Source organism: Pseudomonas sp. StFLB209 (assembly GCF_000829415.1).
In the GTDB taxonomy this organism is placed as follows: Bacteria; Pseudomonadota; Gammaproteobacteria; order Pseudomonadales; family Pseudomonadaceae; genus Aquipseudomonas.
This window is the reverse complement of sequence record NZ_AP014637.1, coordinates 2,254,018-2,272,468: the sequence shown is the minus strand read 5'-3', so window position 1 is coordinate 2,272,468 and position 18,451 is coordinate 2,254,018. Positions and strand designations below refer to the sequence as shown.

The window sequence follows — 18,451 nt, the reverse complement described above, 5'->3', positions numbered from 1 at the left end:
ACAGATAAGCCTCTGGTGCGCTATTTCCTGACCAGTTGGCAAAAAAACGCCGCAGCCCATCACGGACTACGGCGTTGAAATCAGTGACTCAAAGGGCTCAGCCCGGCAGTTGCTCAAGGCGCCCGGTCAGTGTTTGCAACAGGCTTTTCAGCTGCGCCAGTTGCGCAGGCTCGGCATTGCCCAGCAAACGACGCGTCTGGCGTTCAATTTCAGCCAGCGGATCGTTGCTGCCCGGCAGGTTGAGGTGTTCTGGCAGAATTTCTTCACCGCTGCTGACCAGCAAGGCGAAGTGGATGACATTTTCCAGCTCGCGGGTATTGCCCGGCCAGTCGTGGGCCTGCAACACCTCATGGGCGGCATCGCTGATCAACTGCACCGGCAGGTTCAGGCGCTGGCTGTAGATACCGACGAAGTATTCGGCCAACGGCAGGATATTGCCCGGCTGCTCGCGCAAGGCAGGCAGGTCGAGACGGCCTTCGCTGAGGTAATGGTACAAGCGCTCGTGAAACTTGCCCGCCGCCACGGCCTTGGCCAGGTCGATACTGGTCGCCGCGACCAGGCGCACATCCACCGGGCTGGGCTGCTGTGAGCCGACCCGGGTGACTTCATGATTTTCCAGCGCGGCCAACAGCTTGCTCTGAATCGGCAGCGGCAGGTCGCCGATTTCATCCAGATACAGCGTGCCGCCGTTGGCCGAACCGAACCAGCCGGCGCGGCTGCTCGGTGAACCGTTGTGGGCGCCAGGCGCGTGGCCGAACAGCTCAGCTTCGGCGTAGGTCGGACTCAGCGCCCCGCAATTGACCGAAACGAACAGACCACCGCGATCACTGCCACGATGAATGTGGCGGGCCAGCAGCTCTTTACCGGTGCCCGGTTCGCCGCGAATCAGGATCGGCAACGGCCCCGCCGCCAGTTGCTCCATTTCGGTACGCAACTGCCGCGAACGGGGGTCAATGAACACCAGCGCCTTGGCACGGATGCTCAGCGGGCTCTTGTCAGCATCAGGGAAGGTCAGAAACGACTGACCAGGAATCTCTTGAACACTCATGAATAACTCCCGCCAGCGCCATCCTGGCCCCGGCGTTACAAAAAATGGCCCCGGATCGGAGCTGATAAATAAAACGCAGACTCAAGCGCGCCGACGCGACTGTTGCTCCAGGCGGCTTTGCAGGCGGTAAAGGTAGGCGAAGCCCTGCTCCCAGCGTTGGTGACCGGACTTGACGTTGATGTGCCCGGCCTGGCTCAGAAAGCCCACCTCGGCGCCCCAGTGGCGGGCCATTTCCATGGCGCGCTGGGTGCTGACCGCCGGATCGTTGTCAGAACTGACAATCTGGGTCGGGAACGGCAGCAGGTGATCGGGAATCGGCGCAAAATTTCGCAGCGCCGGCGGGCAATTGGGCCGCTCGACGTCGGCAGGCGCAACCAGCAATGCCCCATGCACCTGACGCAGCGACTCGACCGGCGCCAGTTGCGCCCAGTGCGCCACCGTGATGCAGCCCAGACTATGGGCGATCAGGATCACCGGCGAGCTGTGCGCGGCAATCGAACGCTGCAACTCACCCACCCAATCTTCCCGACGTGGTTTGTCCCAGTCAGCCTGTTGTACACGGGCGCTGTTGGGCAAGCTATTCTGCCAATGAGTCTGCCAGTGATCGTCCGGCGACCCTTGCCAACCTGGCACGATCAGATAACGGATGGATTCGTTATGCATGGGGTCGCCTCCTGAAGGCCTGTATCCATGCAGCGAGTATAGGGAGGCAATATATATTCGTTAAGGAATAAGAAGATATTTATTAATTCCTTAAAGAAATAACAGCATTTCTTCTCCCCTAGCCAACACAGGGTGTATCGCGCATGCCCGAGCCAAGCAGCCTCGCCAGTTGGACCCGCGCTCTGCGCAAGCAACTCGACGTCCTGGGCCTGGACAGCGCCGGGCTGTGCCTGGCAGCCGGGTTTGACCCGCACACGCGCGAGGCGCCGGGGGCGACGCTACGCTTGTGGCAACTGGCAGTGCAGGCCAGCGCCGACCCGGCCTTGGGCCTGCGGGTGTCACGCTTTGTCAGCCCGACCAGTTTTCATGCGCTGGGCTACACCCTGGTGGCCAGCGAATCGTTGCGCGAGGTGTTCGAGCGGATCGTGCGCTATCACTCCCCCACTCGCGACGCCCTGCAACTGAGCTTCCAGAAAACCGGCGAGCGCTACGAATTCAGCTTCAGCCCACCGCCAGACTGCGCGGCTCCCGTGCCCGAGATGCTCGATGCCTTTGCTGCCATCTACGTCCGCACCTGCCGTAACCGCCTGGGGCGTAGCTATGCACCGCTGGAGGTGCACCTGCAACGCCCCCAGCCGGAAAACCCGCTGCCGTGGCAGGAGCTGTTTCGCGCGCCGTTGTTTTTCGGCGCGGCGCACAACCTGTTGGTGTTCGCCAGCCGCGACTTCGACAGCCACCTGGATGACGGCGCCACCCAGCCGGGCGAGCCGGCAGCACAGGCCCAGGCGCTGATCTGGGAGCCACGGGTGCGCAGCGCGATCGAAGCGCAGTTACCCGAAGGCGAACCGAGCGCCGAGACCGTTGCCCAGGTTTTAGGCTTGAGCCTGCGCAGCCTGCAACGGCACTTGGCCGACGAAGGCTGCCGCTATGATCTGCTGGTCAACCAGTGCCGGGAAAACCTTGCGTTGCTGCACATCAACGACCCGGACGCCTCACTCAGCGAGATTGCGTCGCTGCTGGGGTTTGCCGATGTCGACAGTTTCAGCCGCGCCTTCAAGCGTTGGACCGGCCTGACCCCGACGCAGTATCGCCAGGGGCTGGCACGTTAGCAGGGTGCGCGGGCGCGCAGCACATTGGCCGCCTTGCGCAGCTTATCGATATCGAAGACTTCCAGTTGCTCCTGGCCCAGCCGGATGATCCTGCGCTGCTGCAAGTCTTGCAGGACTTCCAGCAAGGCGGCGCGCGACAACGCTACGGTAGGGCAGGCTTCAATCGCCTCGAAACCGACCAGCCGCCGGGCATGGCTCAGTTGCCCGTAGCCTTCGCAGAGCAGTAACAACCGCCAGGCGACGCGGGCGCGATCCGGCAGGCTGTGCAGTTTTTCCGGGCGCAGCAATGGCAGGCCGAGCTTGTTACTGAGCAACTGGGCAAAAAAGCGTAAATCTTCAGGGTGCTCAAGCAGCCATTGATCAATAAACGGCTGGGGCACCTGCAAAAAGATGCTCTGCACCAGAGAATAGGCATCCAGCGTGCGTGGCTGGCCATCGAACAGCGACACCTCGCCAAACCAGAACGGCGCCACCAGCTCTTCAAGCCGTGGCGTCAGACGCTGTTGCCCGGCACTGCCCATGCGCACCGCGCCCTCAAGCAGCACGTACAGGCCACAGGGCGGGTCACCCTGAGCAAACAGCAGCTTGCCTGGGGTAATACGCCGTTGTCGCGCAGCGCCCAATAAAGCGTCTTGCAAGGCGGCCGGCAATTGCCCAAACCAGTAGTCGCTCATCAAGCGCGACCGCCACAGCGTTCCATTTGTCATTTCTGCTCCCTTTTTTCGTAGGCAGGTGTTTGCTGGAGCAGCTACTGTGTAGCCAACCCATCAACGCTGCGGACAGGAATAATAATGAAAAACCTGGTCGATCATCTCAGCCAATATGCGGCTTATCACCGTGATTGGCGCAATATCGTGACCCACTTCCTGGGTATTCCACTGATCGTACTGGCCGTGACGATTCTTCTGTCACGCCCTGGGGTACTTGCCTACGGCCTATGGCTGTCACCGGCCTTGCTGGTCGCCGTGGCGTCGGTGCGTTTCTATCTGCGTCTGGACCGGCCACTGGGCGTATTGATGTCGGTGTTGCTGCTGTTATGCCTATGGAGCGGTGCCAGCCTGGCACAGCAATCCACCAGCGTATGGCTGGCATGGGGCGTGGGCCTGTTCGTGACTGGCTGGATCATCCAGTTCATCGGCCACTATTACGAAGGCCGCAAACCGGCGTTCATCGACGACGTGACCGGGCTGATCATCGGCCCGCTGTTCGTGGTGGCAGAACTGGCCTTCCTGCTGGGGATGCGCAAGGAGTTGCAGCAGGCGATCGAGAAACGGGTGGGGCCGGTACGCAAGCGTAAGCCTGTCACAGGTTGAGAAACCGGCTCAGGCCAGGACGTCGTTACCCCGGCGCCTGAACCAGCCAGTCAGCGACAGCCGGTCGCGGCTGGCCGGCAATACCTCATGCGCCACCTCACCAGACAGAAAGATGGCCAGGCAACCGCTGATCGGCTGCACGTCATGCGGCGCGTCGTTTTCCAGGTACATCCGCAACTGACCGCCCTCTTGGGGCTGCCAGTCAGGATTGAGGTACAACACCGCCGAGACCATGCGCCGGTCGTCATCGCGAAAGCGATCCAGATGCCGCTTGTAGAACGCCCCCGGCGGGTAGAAGGCGAAGTGGCTCTCGAAATCTTCAAGGCCCATGAACAAATCGCGGTTCAGGGCCGTCCGCAAGCTGTCCATCACCTGCAGGTACTGGTCACAGACACCAGACTGCCCAGGCTCCAGCCACTGGATATGGTCGCCGCGAATCCCCTCGCGCACCTCCTGCGCCAGCCCACGACCAACCCCGGCCGGCTCCAAGTCACCGGCAGCGGCACGCCGACGGCACTCGGCGGCCAGTTCGCGGGTCAGTTCATCAGGCAGGAACACGTCCTGCTGCGACCAGCCGCGGGTGGCCAGGTCGTCAACGATGCGCTGTAACAAGGGGTGATCGGTGGGGATGGGCGTGGCGTGCATGGAGCACCTCAGAAACTGACTGCGAGTGCCTCGCAAACGTTTTCAGAGGCTGCCTATAGTAGCCGTAACCCCGGCTATCCAATAGTGGGTTACCGGGCTGTTGCAGTTTTAATTGATCCGGCGCAGGCATGCCTCGACAAACCCCCGCTAACGCACCGAGAATAGTGGCCTGCCGACAGGAGTCCCGAATGCGTCGTTTGTGTGTTGTGTTGTTGCTGTTGTGCGCACTGCCTGCCTGGGCAGACAACTTCGATCAGTTGTACAAGGCCGCTGGCTGGCCGCAACAACGGGCGCATTTCAATGACGCGCTCAAGGCTGCGCAGCAGCGCTATCAGGCCAACCTGCCACCGGCGGTGTTCCAGGCCCTGGTCAACAACAGCAACCAGCGTTTTGCGGCGCAGGCCGTCGACCAGCGCGCAGCGCAGCGGCTGCGCGAAACCCTCAAGGATCCGGCTCCGGCCTTGCGTTTTTTTCAGTCGCCGCTGGGGCGCAAAATCGTCAATGCCGAGCTGACCGCCACCCGCGCCGATCAACTGGCCAAACACGCCCAGGGCCTGCCGGTGATCCAGGCCGACTCGACCCGCCAATTGCTGATCGGCCATCTGGCCCAGGCGCTGCCGGCCAAGCAGGCCGGTGCCGAGGTCAGCCTGGCGCTGGCCGGCGTCGCCGCCGACAGCCTCAGCCAGATGATTCCGGGGCTGCTGGGCGGTGGTCAGGCCCAAGGCATGCTCGAAGGCCAGCGCGAACGCCTGATGGCGCAGATTGCCGCAGACCTCAACAACACCCTGCTGTACGTCTACCGCGACCTTTCGGACCCGGAACTGGAGCAGTTCTCAAGCTTTGCCGAATCACCCGAAGGTCGGGCCTATTATCAGGCGGCGCTGGCGGCGATCAAGGCAGGCCTGGCAGTCGGGCAGAGCAACTCAAACCTGTAAGTGGGTTCAGCTCCGAAAGCGCCCATTGAGAAACTCGAAATACTGAGCGCGCAATTCGGGAATCTCATTGGCCAGGTGGTGCCTGGCCTCACGCAGCATCAGAATCTGCGGGTCGCTGAATTTTTCGTTGAGCACACTCAGGTTGTAGCTCCAGTCCACGGTCATGTCCGACTCGCCCTGCACGATCCACGGCTGCCGTTCGCTGCGTGGCGCCTTCTCGATATGCACGATCCAGCGCGCCAGCGCCCCGACCCAGGCAGTGGGCAGGCGCCGCGGCTGCAAGGGGTCGGCCATCAGAAACGGCAGAAACGCCGGGGCATTGGAGTTTTCGGTAAAGCGCCGGGCAATGCCGCTGACAAACGGTCGCAGCAAGTAGTAACTGGCCTTGGACCAGCCCCACGCCCTTGGCCGTACCAGCGGAGATAACAGAATCACCTGGCCTTGGGCCGGGCTGTCGCTGCCGCGATGCAGTACATGGTCGACCACGATGGCGCCGCCGGTGCTCTGCCCGCACAAGTGCCAGGGCTGCGGCAACTGCAAGGCTTGCGCCTCGGCCAGCAGACGCTGCAGCACGCTCTGGTACTCGGCGAAGTCACCAATGCTCGCCCGGCTGCCGCTGGACAGTCCATGCCCCGGCAGGTCGCAAGACAGCACCGCAAAGTTCTGCGCCAGCGCCCACTCGATCACATGCCGATACAAACCCATATGATCGTAGAAACCGTGCATCAGGATCAGTGTCGCCAGCGGTCGCTCCGGCAACCAGACCTGGCCGACGATTTGGTACTGATCCACATCCAGACGGCCCAGCCAGCTGCGAATGACCTTTTCACCGCCCAATGCACCCAGGCTGTAGAAACGCTGGTAAGCCTGCCCGGCTGGCGACAGAACATCATCGGCGCTCAGCGGCTGCAGGCTGGCACGTAACTGATCGGGGTCGAAGGTGTCGGTCATGGCAAATCCACAGGCGCTGGGCAAGGTGTTGCACTGATCTTCATCTGTCTGTCGCTGGCTGGCAAGCCACAAGCTGGCACTACCCAGGCGCCGTCACAGACTGTAGGGTGCGGCTCTGCTTCAGTCAGCCAGCCACTTGCAGAGACACCGGATGAAACGCAGCCTTACCGTCCTCGCCATCGCCCTTGGCCTGCTTGTCGCAGGTGCGACCTGGTACGTCCACAGCAAACAACCCGTGCGTGCCGGCGAACTGGCCCTCAACGGTCTGCGCGCGCCGGTCAGCGTGCGTTATGACGAACGTGGTGTGCCGCATATCCGCGCCGAAAACCAGGCCGACATGTACCGGGCGCTGGGCTATGTGCAAGCCCAGGACCGGCTGTTCCAGATGGAAATGCTGCGCCGTCTGGCACGCGGTGAACTGGCAGAGGTACTGGGCCCCAAACTGATCGACACAGACCGGCTGTTCCGCACCTTGCGCATCCGCGAACACGCCGACGCCTATGTCGCCCGTCAGGACCGTACAACCCCGGCCTGGCAGGCACTGGAGGCCTATCTGGACGGCATCAACCAGTACCAGGACAGCCGCGCCAGGCCGCTGGAGTTCGACCTGCTGGGCATTGCGAAACGGCCGTTCAGCGCCGAAGACACCCTGAGCATCGGCGGTTACCTGGCCTACAGCTTCGCTGCGGCGTTTCGTACCGAACCATTGCTGACCTACGTGCGTGACGAGTTGGGCGCCAATTACCTGAAAGTATTCGATCTGCAATGGCATCCCGACGGCATGCTGGCTGGCCAGCCGGGGCTGAGCCACAACGACTGGCACGACCTCGGTGCCTTGGCGCAATTGAGCCAACAGGCCTTGCAGGACGCCGGCCTGCCACAGTTCGAAGGCAGCAATGCCTGGGCCATCGCCGGTAGCCGCACCCGCAGTGGCAAGCCGCTGCTGGCCGGAGACCCGCATATCCGCTTCTCGGTGCCGGCGGTCTGGTACGAGGCGCAGTTGTCGGCCCCGGATTTCGAGCTGTACGGTCACTACCAGGCGCTTAACCCCTTCGCCTTTCTCGGCCACAACATGGATTTCGGCTGGAGCCTGACCATGTTCCAGAACGATGACCTGGACCTGATCGCCGAGAAAACCAACCCAGACAACCCCGAGCAGGTCTGGTATCAGGGCCGCTGGGTGGAGATGACCCGCAGCGAACAGCAGATCGCGGTCAAGGGCCAGCCACCGGTGACCCTGACCCTGCGCCGCTCGCCGCATGGGCCGATCATCAACGACGCACTGGGCAAACAGGCCGGCAGCACGCCGATTGCCATGTGGTGGTCATTTCTGGAGGCCGATAACCCGGTGCTCGACGGTTTCTATCAGGCCAACCGCGCCGATACGCTGGACAAGATGCGCAGCGCCGCAGCGAAGATTCAGGCGCCGGGGCTGAACATCGTCTGGGCCAACGCCAGAGGCGACATTGGCTGGTGGGCCGCCGGGCAACTGCCAATCCGCCCACAGGGCGTCAACCCGGCCTTCATCCTCGACGGCAGCAGCGGCCAGGCCGAGAAACCGGGTTTTCACCCGTTCAGCGCCAACCCCCAGGAAGAGAACCCGGCCCGCGGCTACATCATCTCGGCCAATTTCCAGCCGCTATCGCCGGCCGGCCTCGAGATTCCCGGCTACTACAACCCACCGCAACGCGGCCAACAGCTTGATCGGCAACTGCGTGATGCCTCAGTGAAATGGGACCTGAAGTCGAGCAAGGCCCTGCAACTGGGCACCACCACTGACTATGCGCCGAGCATCCTCAAGCCCCTGTTGCCAGAGCTGTTGCGAGCCACTCAAGACCCGGCCGAACGGGCGCTGCTCGGCCAGCTTGCAACCTGGCAAGGCGACTACCCGCTGGACTCAGTGGCTGCCACGCTGTTCAATCAGTTGCTGTTCAACCTGGCAGACAAAGCCTTCAAGGACGACCTGGGCGATGCCCTGTTCGACACCCTGCTCTCAACCCGGGTGTTCGACTCGGCCATGCCGCGCCTGGCCGCCGACGCCGATTCGCCGTGGTGGGACGACCGTCAGACGCTGGCCCGCGAAAGCCGCAGCGAGATCGTCCAGGCCGCCTGGCGCGCCAGCCTCGATCACCTGCGCAGCCTGTACGGCAATGACTCGCAGCAGTGGCAATGGGGCAAGGTTCATCAACTGACCCACGCCCATCCGCTGGGTGCCCAGAAGCCTCTGGACTGGCTGCTTAACGTCGGCCCCTTGCCGGCCCCCGGCAGCCACGAGGTCCCCAATAACCTGTCATCACGCACCGGCCCCGCGCCATGGCCGGTCAACTACGGCCCCTCGACCCGCCGCCTGATCGACCTCGCCGACCCGGCCAACAGCCTGGGCATCAACCCGGTGGGCCAGAGCGGCGTACCGTTTGACCGCCACTATGCCGACCAGGCTGAAAGCTACATTCGTGGCGAGTACGTACCGCAGTGGTTCAGTGAGGCGGATGTGCAGGCACATCGGCAGGGGGAATTGCGGTTGGTGCCAAAGTAGCCGGGATGGTGGTCACCACAAAATGTATAACGCCAGAGCGATCAGTGCAGACGCAATGCCGGTCCACGCACAGATTATGTTGGCTCGTGCCACCCACTTGAGGCGGGTAGGCAAAGTGTTTAAATCAAAAACATCGCCATCAAAATTTCTCAGTTTGCGACCATTGGCAGCCACCGTCCTGCAAATCAGCACAAACAGAATCGAGCGCCACGAGGTTCCGTGCCAACGCAGGTCTTGCTCCAGTTTGGCTCTATAAGGATGATCTTTCTTGATCGCAGCAAGCATAGCCGGCAAATGGCACTGAATCGCATAGACACTTAGACAGACACTCACTGCGAGCATTAAAGCTGCAATACTATAAGAATAAAACAACGCAAGCTCCTGCCAGGGTATATAGGCATAAGGCTCGGCAAAGTCATCCAGCCCCATAAGAACTACACAAACGAGAATCGATAACACACTGGCGTAAGACGAAAGAACAAAAGTCACTGCCATGAGCCTCAAGCGACGAGGAAATTCAGCGACATCGGCAGGATCAAGCACGCCAGTACGCACATTGCTGCGGGAAAAAATCAGCGCAGTACCAATGTCCGTTAACAGCATTGTTTTAAAGAGCCGACCTTGATGCTCAAGATCCCCCTCACGAACCGAAGAAAAAAGCGAGCTTCTTCCCAGTGCTTTCAACATACCGGATAGACAGCGCCACCTGACATATAACTCAACAGTAATACTTATAAAAACACAGAAAAAAATCGCAACCCCAAGATTCAAGATCAACAGAATTACCACCTATCAAGCACAACCTGAACGTCCAGAGGCGTCCCTGAATACTAATTTTCGAAAGAGCTGAGAAAACTCTGAAGCAGAGCTAGATCCGCCGTTGATCAATCTACGACGTGCTCATATATGACTTCACCAGCCCACTCCCCAAGCGCTGCCCCCCCTACCGTTCCTGCTAGGGCAGCCAGTCCAACAACGGTACCGGCACAAACCACAGCTCCGACTCCAGCCGTAGGTACCCCCACGAACACACAAATGGATGCGGCATAGCCAGCCGCCAGTCCTCCAAACTTATAGCCTCCATAGCTTGCCCCCAGGAACTTTCCACCCTCGGTAATCATTGCTTTTCTGCACTGTTGGTCATCGCCATTAGCGCATACCTCCTTGATCGCCATCACACCCGAAACGCCGCCAATCCCAATGCCGATATAGCCGCCTGTCTTCATCCATCCGGTAGCTTTGGCAATCGCCTTAACATGCTCGGAATAACCAGGAATAGCCCCCGCTCCTCCGGCCTTGCGCCAATGATGAACGAGGCTACGACTTGAAATCCCCAGCGCGTTTTTCAACTTGGGATGGCCATCGAAGGTCGCAAGCCCCTTGAGATTTCTAGAGCCGAACAGATGACTATCGAGCTCTTTAAGCAATTCTTTTCGCTGAGCCAAAAACTCCGGCGCCCTCAAGTGGCCGTATTTTCCAAAACTGTCCTGATGCAATTTCTCAATCTTCACCAACGTGTCGCCCAGTTTCTTCAAATGCGCCTCCATCACCGCCGCACTCACCCCCAGCCAAGTCGATGTCTCGCCTTTGACATCCTCCCCGCCCTAAAGGGCGGGGATTCCCACAATTGGACGCTCATGCCCGAGCGCGAGAATGTTCTTTGCGGCGTTGACGTCGCGGTCGTGGGTGACACCACACCCACAACAAGTCCATTCCCTTATTCCAAGCCCTGCGATACCTCTCGGCCTCGAGTCCGGCAATTGCTTGCAGCTCGAACAGGTTTGGGTGGTGTTTCTCTCGCTAACAACCTTGAAAACCGTGCCTGCGTGATCGCATTTGTATTCCAGCATGGTTTTCAATTGACCCCAGCCGGCGTCCAGCACTGACTTGGCCATCCTGGTTTTCGCGAGTTTCAGTGAGTTCACATCGCCCACCACAATGACGCCACAACGCGCGACCAGCGCGTTGCTGAACTTGTGCAGGGCATCCTTGCGGCGGTTCGCAATTTTGGCGTGAATCACCCGCACACGGGCCTTCTTGCCGGCGCGCTGGGCCGTGCCCAGCGACTTTTCAAGGTCTCGGTAGAAGCGTCCGCTTTCGAGCCTGTCACCGTCGCTGCAAGTGGCGGTGGTTTTCAACCCAAGGTCGATACCCACGGCATCCTGGCCCGGCGACAGCTGGCGGTCGACCTCGACCACGACGTTGAAATACCAGCGTCCACGGCTGTCTTCGTTGAAGCTACCGGATCTGAATTTAAAGCCCGCCAGGCCGTAGCTGTCCCAGACCTTGAAGTGCTGTCTGTTGAAGACGACCTGGCCGTTTTTCCAGACAGCAGCGCCGACCTTGAAGGGCACCCAGCCCAGACTGCGCCGGGCGCCGCCCGAGCAGCGCCAGCGTAGCTGGCGCTTTTTGAACTGCTTGCGCCGTGTGACATATTCGTCGGCAACAGCCTGCACCGATTGGCTGTGCAGTCCCAGGTCTTTGCCGGCCCCGTTGGTGTACTTGTGAATGTCGAACGCCGACAGAAAACGACCACGCTCACGAATCGAGCGACTGCTCAACTCGTTTACGTAGTTCCACACAAAATTCACAGCACGAGAAGCTTCACGCAGCTGCGCTGCGTGCTTGTCTCGCACTCGAATCTTGAGGGTTTTGGTCGCTTTCATTTCAGTCATGAAACACAGAATAGGGGCGGTTTTTGGGGTTTTAACCTCTATGACCGCTTCGCGGTGGCGCTTTCATCCCCCACCTGAAGGAAGGGGCTTTTCGCGCCAGCTTGGTAAAAGCCGGGTTCGGCGCCGACAGCAGGTTCAGGCCGCAGAAGCTCTCTGGGTGGCGGGTTTTCGAAGCTGTAGACCGGTGGCGGCGGGAGGCTTTCGGCACTCTGCGGCGTGATCGGCCGCGGCATGACCCGCAGGCCGGTGTCGGGCGCTTTGGTGTATTGCGGGGTGGTTTTTGGCTCGCTCATCGCGCGGTCCCTGATCGTGGGATCGCAGCCTAGCAAGCGCTCGACGGGGATTTACGGGCCTACAGCAAAATTGGACGTGTCCTACATGTCTGATAGCGCTTGCTTCGTAGCCCAGCCGCGAAACCTTCGCGGCTGTTGCCAACCGATATCTAGCGATTCAACAGATCCAGTGCCACATCGACGATCATGTCTTCCTGACCGCCGACCATGCCGCGTTTGCCCAACTCGACCAGAATATCCACAGTTTTGAGGCCATAGCGGGCGGCAGCGGCCTCACTGTGGCGCAGGAAGCTGGAGTACACCCCTGCATAGCCCAACGCCAGAGATTCGCGGTCGACCCGCACGGGCCGGTCCTGCAGCGGCCGGACAATATCGTCGGCAGCGTCCATCAGGGTGTAGAGGTCGGTGCCATGGTTCCAGCCGAGCCGGTCGGCGGCGGCAATGAACACTTCCAGCGGTGCATTGCCGGCCCCGGCGCCCATGCCGGCCAGGCTGGCATCAATGCGGTCACAGCCCTCTTCCACCGCCACGATGGAGTTGGCCACGCCCAGCGAGAGGTTGTGGTGGGCATGCATGCCGGTCTGGGTTTCAGGCTTGAGCACCGCCTTGAACGCGCGCAACCGCTCACGCACATCCTGCATGCTCATCGCACCACCAGAATCGGCCATGTACACGCACGTCGCACCGTAGCTTTCCATCAGCCGCGCCTGCTCGGCCAGCCGCTCGGGCGCAATCATGTGGCTCATCATCAAAAAGCCCACAGTGTCCATGCCCAGCGAGCGGGCGAACTCAATGTGCTGCTTCGAGACATCGGCCTCGGTGCAATGGGTCGCGATACGCACCGAGCGGGCACCGGCATCATAAGCGGCCTTGAGGTCGTGCACCGTGCCGATGCCTGGCAGCAGCAAGGTGGTGATGCGCGCATGGCTGATCACATCGGCCACCGCTTCGATCCACTCCAGATCGGAATGCGCGGCAAAGCCGTAGTTGAAGCTCGATCCCTGCAGGCCGTCGCCATGGGCCACTTCAATGCTGTCGACCCTGGCCTTGTCGAGCGCCCGGGCAATGTCCTGAACGTTCTGGATCGAGTACTGGTGACGCACCGCATGACTGCCATCACGCAGCGTCACATCGGAGATATACAGCTTTTTCTCGGGGTTGAAAGTCATTGCAAGGATCCTCCGGCGTTCAGCATCGATTGCGCCATGCGCTCGGCGGTCGCCAGTGCGGCAGACGTCATGATGTCGAGGTTGCCCGCATAGGCCGGCAGGTAATGGGCGGCGCCCTCGACTTCCAGAAAGATCGAGGTCTTGATCCCGGAAAACCGGCCCAGCCCCGGAATGTTCAACGGCGCATCGACCGGGATGACCTCGAACTGCACCTGCTGCTTGAGGCGGTAACCGGGCACATACGCCTGCACGGCAGCGACCATCTCGGTTACCGAGGCTTCAATCAGCGCCTGATCGACACGCTCGGACAACACGAACACCGTGTCGCGCATCATCGGCGGCGGCTCGGCCGGGTTCATGACGATGATCGCTTTGCCTTTGCCGGCCCCGCCGATGACCTCAATGGCTCGCGAGGTGGTCTCGGTGAACTCATCAATGTTGGCGCGAGTTCCAGGGCCAGCTGACTTACTGGCAATAGAGGCAACGATCTCGGCGTAATGGACCCTGGCAACCCGTGACACCGCCGCCACCATGGGGATGGTCGCCTGGCCACCGCAGGTCACCATGTTGACGTTCAACTGCTCCAGGTTCTGTTCCAGGTTGGCCACCGGCACGCAGTAAGGGCCGATTGCCGCCGGGGTCAGGTCAATCAGGCGGATACCGGGTTTCACCGCACGCAACAAGGCGTCATTGCGCACATGGGCCGCGGCCGAGGTGGCATCGAAGACAAAATCGATCTCGTCGAACAACGGCAGACGGGTCAGGCCTTCGACCCCTTCGTGGGTCACCGCCACCCCCAGACGTGCGGCACGGGCCAGGCCATCGGAGGCCGGATCGATGCCGACCATCGCGCCCATTTCCAGGTAACGGGCATTACGCAGCACCTTGATCATCAGGTCGGTGCCGATATTGCCCGAGCCGACGATCGCGACTTTAAGCTTTCTGGTCATTGGATTGGTTGCTCCAGGGCAGCGGGCATGGCGGCCCGCCGCAGAGGTAAAGAGGGAAAGTCAGGTGGTCTGGCCAAGCGCGTCGGCAGGCTTCTCGGCTTTCTTTTCAAGCTGGGCGTAAACCAGCCAGGTCAGGACTACACCGGTCAGCATCACCGCTGCCAGGAAGTACAGCCCCGATGACAGCGTGCCGGTGTACTCCTTGAGCGCACCGATGCCGAATGGGCCGATGTAGCCGCCCAGGTTGCCGAACGAGTTGATCAGGGCGATGCCCGCCGCAGCGGTGGCACCGGACAGGAAGCGGCCCGGCAGAACCCAGAAGATGGCGGTGACCGAAAACAGGCTGAATGCGGTCAGGCACAGGGCAGCCAGTTGCCAGCCCGGCATGCTCAGCCAGGCACTCAGGAACAGGCCCGTGGCACCGAGGATGTACAGCACGGTGAGGTGCCCGTAGCGGTCATTGAGCCGATCGGAACTGCGCGGCACCAGCAACAGGCCGATGACCCCGAAGATGTACGGAATCGCCGAGATGAAACCGGTGGTCAGGTCGCTGCCACCGAACTGATGCACCAGGGTTGGCAGCCACAGGCCCAGGCCATAGGTGCTCAGGGTGCTGGGCAGGTACAGCAGGGCCAGGATCAGCACCCGGCGGTCGGTCAGGGCACGTAGCGGGTTGGTGTGTTCGGTCTGGCCGTACTCGATGCGGTCTTTTTCCAGCTCACCCTGCAACCACTGCCGATCGGCTTCAGCCAGCCAGCGGGCATCCTTGGGAGTATCCGGGAGGATTTTCAGGGTCGGCCAGGCCAGGGCAATCGCCGGCAGACCGATGATAATGAACAGCCACTGCCAGCCAGCAAGGCCCTGAATACCGTTCATGCCCAGGATCCAGCCCGATAACGGTCCGGTGACCATCAGCGCGATGGGCTGCGACAGGATGAAAAAGCCCAGCACCTTGCCGCGGTTGCGTACCGGGAACCAGCGGGTGATGTAGTACAGCACGCCCGGAAAGAACCCGGCTTCAGCCGCGCCCAGCAAAAAACGCATCAGGTAGAAACTGTAAGGCCCCTGGACGAACGCCATGCCCACAGTGATCGCCCCCCAAGTGATCAGGATACGGGCAAACCAGCGCCGCGCGCCGAATCGCTCCAGCAGCAGGTTGCTGGGCACTTCAAAGATGAAATAACCGATGAAAAACAGACCTGCGCCAAACCCGTAGGCCATGTCGCTCAGGCCCAGATCGGCGTTCATGTGCAATTTGGCGAAGCCGACCGCCGAGCGATCGATGAAGGCGACCAGGTACAACAGGATCAGGAAGGGAATCAACCTGAGCGTAAGCCTGCGAATGATCCGAGATTCCGGATTCATAGCTGTTCTCCACTTGTTTTTGTTATGGATAGGTTGGCTGCGATTGATCTGACTAATTAACCGCCCAGCGATCGACAAGGACGTATCAACCTCATGAATCGAACAATATAGTAAGACTATTTAGCTGACAACCACTTGAAATGCGATTTTTATGGTGTATGTTTTCAGCACAAAACCCAAATAGTCATACAATAAGAGTTCGCCGATCATGACCGACAAAAAGCCCTCCCTGCGCTCCGCCCAATGGTTCGGCACTGCCGACAAGAACGGCTTCATGTACCGCAGCTGGATGAAGAATCAGGGCATTCCGGACCACGAGTTCCAGGGCAAGCCGATCATCGGTATCTGCAACACCTGGTCAGAGCTGACCCCCTGCAACGCACACTTTCGCAAGATCGCCGAGCACGTGAAAAAAGGCGTGCTGGAGGCCGGTGGGTTTCCAGTGGAGTTCCCGGTGTTTTCCAGCGGTGAGTCCAACCTGCGCCCCACGGCCATGCTGACCCGCAACCTGGCCAGCATGGATGTCGAAGAAGCCATCCGCGGTAACCCGGTCGATGCGGTGGTGCTGCTCACCGGCTGCGACAAGACCACCCCGGCCCTCCTGATGGGAGCCGCCAGCTGCGATGTGCCGGCCATCGTCGTCACTGGCGGGCCAATGCTTAATGGCAAGCACAAGGGCAAGGACATCGGCTCGGGCACAGTGGTCTGGCAGATGCACGAGGCTTACAAGGGCGGCCAGATCAGCCTCGACGAGTTCCTCTCGGCCGAAGCGGGCATGTCGCGCTCGGCCGGTACCTGCAACACCATGGGCACCGCCTCGACCATGGCCTGCATGGCCGAAGCCCTCGGCACTTCGCTGCCGCACAACGCGGCGATTCCGGCCGTGGACTCGCGCCGCTACGTGCTGGCGCACCTGTCGGGCATGCGCATCGTCGACATGGTTCACGAAGACCTGCGTCTGTCGAAAATCCTCACCCGCGAGGCCTTTGAAAACGCCATCCGCATCAACGCCGCCATCGGCGGTTCGACCAACGCGGTGATTCACCTCAAGGCCATCGCCGGACGCATTGGTGTTGAGCTGGAGCTGGACGACTGGACACGGGTCGGTCGTGGTACACCGACGCTGGTCGACCTGCAGCCTTCCGGGCGCTTCCTGATGGAAGAGTTCTACTATGCCGGCGGCCTGCCGGCGGTGATCCGCCGTCTGGGTGAAAACGGCCTGCTACCCAACCCGCACGCCCTGACCGCCAACGGCAAGAGCATCTGGAACAACTGCCAGGCTTCGCCGCAGTACAACGACGAAGTGATTCGGCCCATCGACAACCCGCTGGTGGCCGATGGCGGGCTGTGTATCCTGCGCGGCAATCTGGCGCCACGCGGTGCGGTGCTCAAGCCGTCAGCGGCCACCCCGGCGTTGATGCAACATCGCGGTCGTGCTGTGGTGTTCGAAAACTTCGATGACTACAAGGCACGCATCGCCGACCCGGACCTGGATGTCGACGAAACCTGCGTACTGGTGCTGAAAAACGCCGGCCCACGGGGTTATCCGGGCATGGCCGAGGTCGGCAACATGGGCCTGCCGCCCAAGGTCCTGGCCAAGGGCGTGACCGACATGGTGCGCATTTCCGACGCCAGGATGAGCGGCACCGCCTACGGCACTGTGGTTCTGCACGTCGCCCCGGAAGCGGCGGCCGGTGGCCCGCTGGCGGCCGTGCGCAATGGTGATTTCATCGAGCTGGACTGCCACAGCGGTCGGCTGCATCTGGACATCAGCGACGAGCAACTGCAAGGACGCCTGGCCGACCTGCAGCCCGACACCTCGGCGAACATTTTCTCCAGTGGCTATGCGCGGCTGTATGTCGATCACGTCATGCAGGCTGATCAGGGTTGCGACTTCGACTTTCTGGTCGGCTGCCGTGGCTCGCAAGTGCCGCGGCACTCACACTGACCGCACGAAGCCGAAAGGGCTCTGGAGGGATGTTATGATGCAGCGCATTTCGCCAGAGTCCTTGCGTCTTTATGGATTACCAGACCCCCAAGCCACGCAAAAGCATGCACGCGCAGATCGTTCAGGAACTGGGTGTGCATATCGTTTCCGGCCGCTTCAAGCCCGAAGAAAAACTGCCCCCGGAAGCTACTCTGTGCGAGGAATACAAGGTCAGTCGGCCAGTGCTGCGCGAGGCCACCCGGGTACTGACCGCCAAAGGCCTGGTGTTCTCCAGGCCTCGTGTCGGCACCGTGGTACGACCGCGTGCAGAGTGGCACCTGCTCGACCCGGACGTACTGTTCTGGCTGATGCGCTCGACCCCGCACAGCGAGTTCTTCAACACGCTGGCCGGGGTACGACGGATTCTCGAACCGGAGATTGCCGCCATGGCGGCCACCACGGCGACCGATGCCGATATCGCCGTGATCGAGGACGCCTACCAGCGTATGGCGGCGGCACAGACCCGCGAAGAAATGCTCCAGCCAGACCTGGACTTTCACCGGGCGATTGCCGACGCCACCCACAACGACCTGCTGGCCTACATGTGCAACATGCTGTCGTTACCACTGCGCGAGTCGATCAACCTGACCAACATGCGTCCCAACATTCAGGAACTCAGCCTGCCCCGCCACCAGGCCATCCTCACCGCCATCAAGAACCGCGATGCCCTGGCTGCCCGCTATGCCTCGCTGGTCCAGCTCGACGACACCCGTGCCGCCCTCGATACCGTGATGAACGTCCTGACGCCGCTATAGCGTCAGGCAGCTGTGTCACGGTCGGGCAGGCGACCGGACACCATGCCCACGGAGCCT

The 18,451-nt window shown here is 61.2% G+C and carries 18 protein-coding genes; 6 read left to right on the top strand and 12 right to left on the bottom strand.

Annotated features, from left to right (window positions below; genetic code table 11):
- Positions 1–97: 97 nt before the first annotated feature.
- On the bottom strand, positions 98–1,048 hold the full coding sequence (locus tag PSCI_RS10480; protein ID WP_045486118.1) for a sigma 54-interacting transcriptional regulator: 951 nt from the start codon (positions 1,046–1,048) through the stop codon (positions 98–100).
- 81 nt (positions 1,049–1,129) lie between these two features.
- Positions 1,130–1,711, bottom strand: a complete 582-nt coding sequence (locus PSCI_RS10475) for an alpha/beta hydrolase (RefSeq protein WP_045486115.1) — start codon at positions 1,709–1,711, stop codon at positions 1,130–1,132.
- Between the two features lie 143 nt (positions 1,712–1,854).
- On the opposite strand from PSCI_RS10475, the gene PSCI_RS10470 reads away from it, so the two are divergent.
- Positions 1,855–2,820 carry an AraC family transcriptional regulator gene (locus PSCI_RS10470; protein ID WP_045486112.1) on the top strand — a complete coding sequence of 322 codons (966 nt, stop codon included), beginning with the start codon at positions 1,855–1,857 and terminating at the stop codon, positions 2,818–2,820.
- Here the strand turns inward: PSCI_RS10470 and PSCI_RS10465 are convergent.
- Positions 2,817–3,527: a Crp/Fnr family transcriptional regulator gene (locus PSCI_RS10465; RefSeq protein ID WP_045486109.1), complete on the bottom strand. Its 711-nt coding sequence runs from the start codon at positions 3,525–3,527 to the stop codon at positions 2,817–2,819. The genes PSCI_RS10470 and PSCI_RS10465 overlap by 4 nt on opposite strands.
- Positions 3,528–3,611: 84 nt before the next feature.
- Here PSCI_RS10465 and PSCI_RS10460 point away from each other — a divergent pair, with 84 nt between their 5' ends.
- Positions 3,612–4,133 (top strand): Mpo1 family 2-hydroxy fatty acid dioxygenase, encoded by a 522-nt coding sequence (locus PSCI_RS10460; RefSeq protein ID WP_045486106.1) that lies wholly within the window; start codon positions 3,612–3,614, stop codon positions 4,131–4,133.
- 9 nt (positions 4,134–4,142) lie between these two features.
- On the opposite strand, the gene PSCI_RS10455 is transcribed toward PSCI_RS10460, so the two are convergent.
- Positions 4,143–4,778 carry a 2OG-Fe(II) oxygenase gene (locus PSCI_RS10455; protein WP_045486103.1) on the bottom strand — a complete coding sequence of 212 codons (636 nt, stop codon included), beginning with the start codon at positions 4,776–4,778 and terminating at the stop codon, positions 4,143–4,145.
- A 188-nt stretch (positions 4,779–4,966) separates the two neighbouring features.
- Between PSCI_RS10455 and PSCI_RS10450 the strand changes: the two genes are divergently transcribed.
- Positions 4,967–5,713 carry a DUF2059 domain-containing protein gene (locus tag PSCI_RS10450; protein WP_045486100.1) on the top strand — a complete coding sequence of 249 codons (747 nt, stop codon included), beginning with the start codon at positions 4,967–4,969 and terminating at the stop codon, positions 5,711–5,713.
- Between the two features lie 6 nt (positions 5,714–5,719).
- Here PSCI_RS10450 and PSCI_RS10445 read toward each other — a convergent pair whose 3' ends face one another.
- Complete coding sequence (locus PSCI_RS10445; protein ID WP_045486097.1) at positions 5,720–6,664, bottom strand: alpha/beta hydrolase; 945 nt, start codon at positions 6,662–6,664, stop codon at positions 5,720–5,722.
- Between the two features lie 151 nt (positions 6,665–6,815).
- On the opposite strand from PSCI_RS10445, the gene PSCI_RS10440 reads away from it, so the two are divergent.
- The gene (locus tag PSCI_RS10440; RefSeq protein WP_045486094.1) at positions 6,816–9,200 is read left to right on the top strand and encodes a penicillin acylase family protein; all 2,385 of its coding nucleotides are present in this window, start codon (positions 6,816–6,818) and stop codon (positions 9,198–9,200) included.
- 12 nt (positions 9,201–9,212) lie between these two features.
- On the opposite strand, the gene PSCI_RS10435 is transcribed toward PSCI_RS10440, so the two are convergent.
- From PSCI_RS10435 to PSCI_RS10405, 7 genes are all read right to left on the bottom strand, one after another.
- Positions 9,213–9,977, bottom strand: coding sequence for a hypothetical protein (locus tag PSCI_RS10435; protein ID WP_144403227.1), 765 nt, complete (start codon positions 9,975–9,977; stop codon positions 9,213–9,215).
- 107 nt (positions 9,978–10,084) lie between these two features.
- The gene (locus tag PSCI_RS10430; RefSeq protein WP_052483382.1) at positions 10,085–10,735 is read right to left on the bottom strand and encodes a hypothetical protein; all 651 of its coding nucleotides are present in this window, start codon (positions 10,733–10,735) and stop codon (positions 10,085–10,087) included.
- A 69-nt stretch (positions 10,736–10,804) separates the two neighbouring features.
- The gene (locus PSCI_RS10425) at positions 10,805–11,866 is read right to left on the bottom strand and encodes an RNA-guided endonuclease InsQ/TnpB family protein (RefSeq protein WP_045486090.1); all 1,062 of its coding nucleotides are present in this window, start codon (positions 11,864–11,866) and stop codon (positions 10,805–10,807) included.
- 47 nt (positions 11,867–11,913) lie between these two features.
- Positions 11,914–12,168 carry a hypothetical protein gene (locus PSCI_RS10420; RefSeq protein ID WP_045486087.1) on the bottom strand — a complete coding sequence of 85 codons (255 nt, stop codon included), beginning with the start codon at positions 12,166–12,168 and terminating at the stop codon, positions 11,914–11,916.
- Positions 12,169–12,317: 149 nt separating this feature from the next.
- Positions 12,318–13,337, bottom strand: coding sequence for a 4-hydroxy-2-oxovalerate aldolase (dmpG, locus tag PSCI_RS10415; RefSeq protein WP_045486085.1), 1,020 nt, complete (start codon positions 13,335–13,337; stop codon positions 12,318–12,320).
- Positions 13,334–14,287, bottom strand: a complete 954-nt coding sequence (locus PSCI_RS10410; protein ID WP_045486082.1) for an acetaldehyde dehydrogenase (acetylating) — start codon at positions 14,285–14,287, stop codon at positions 13,334–13,336. The genes dmpG and PSCI_RS10410 overlap by 4 nt, the downstream gene beginning before the upstream one ends.
- 60 nt (positions 14,288–14,347) lie before the next feature.
- Entirely contained in the window at positions 14,348–15,652 is a 1,305-nt protein-coding gene (locus PSCI_RS10405; protein ID WP_045486079.1) for an MFS transporter, read from the bottom strand.
- 208 nt (positions 15,653–15,860) lie between these two features.
- Between PSCI_RS10405 and PSCI_RS10400 the strand changes: the two genes are divergently transcribed.
- Positions 15,861–17,600 (top strand): IlvD/Edd family dehydratase, encoded by a 1,740-nt coding sequence (locus PSCI_RS10400; RefSeq protein WP_045486076.1) that lies wholly within the window; start codon positions 15,861–15,863, stop codon positions 17,598–17,600.
- 71 nt (positions 17,601–17,671) lie between these two features.
- Complete coding sequence (locus PSCI_RS10395) at positions 17,672–18,394, top strand: FadR/GntR family transcriptional regulator (protein ID WP_045486073.1); 723 nt, start codon at positions 17,672–17,674, stop codon at positions 18,392–18,394.
- Positions 18,395–18,451 lie beyond the last annotated feature (57 nt).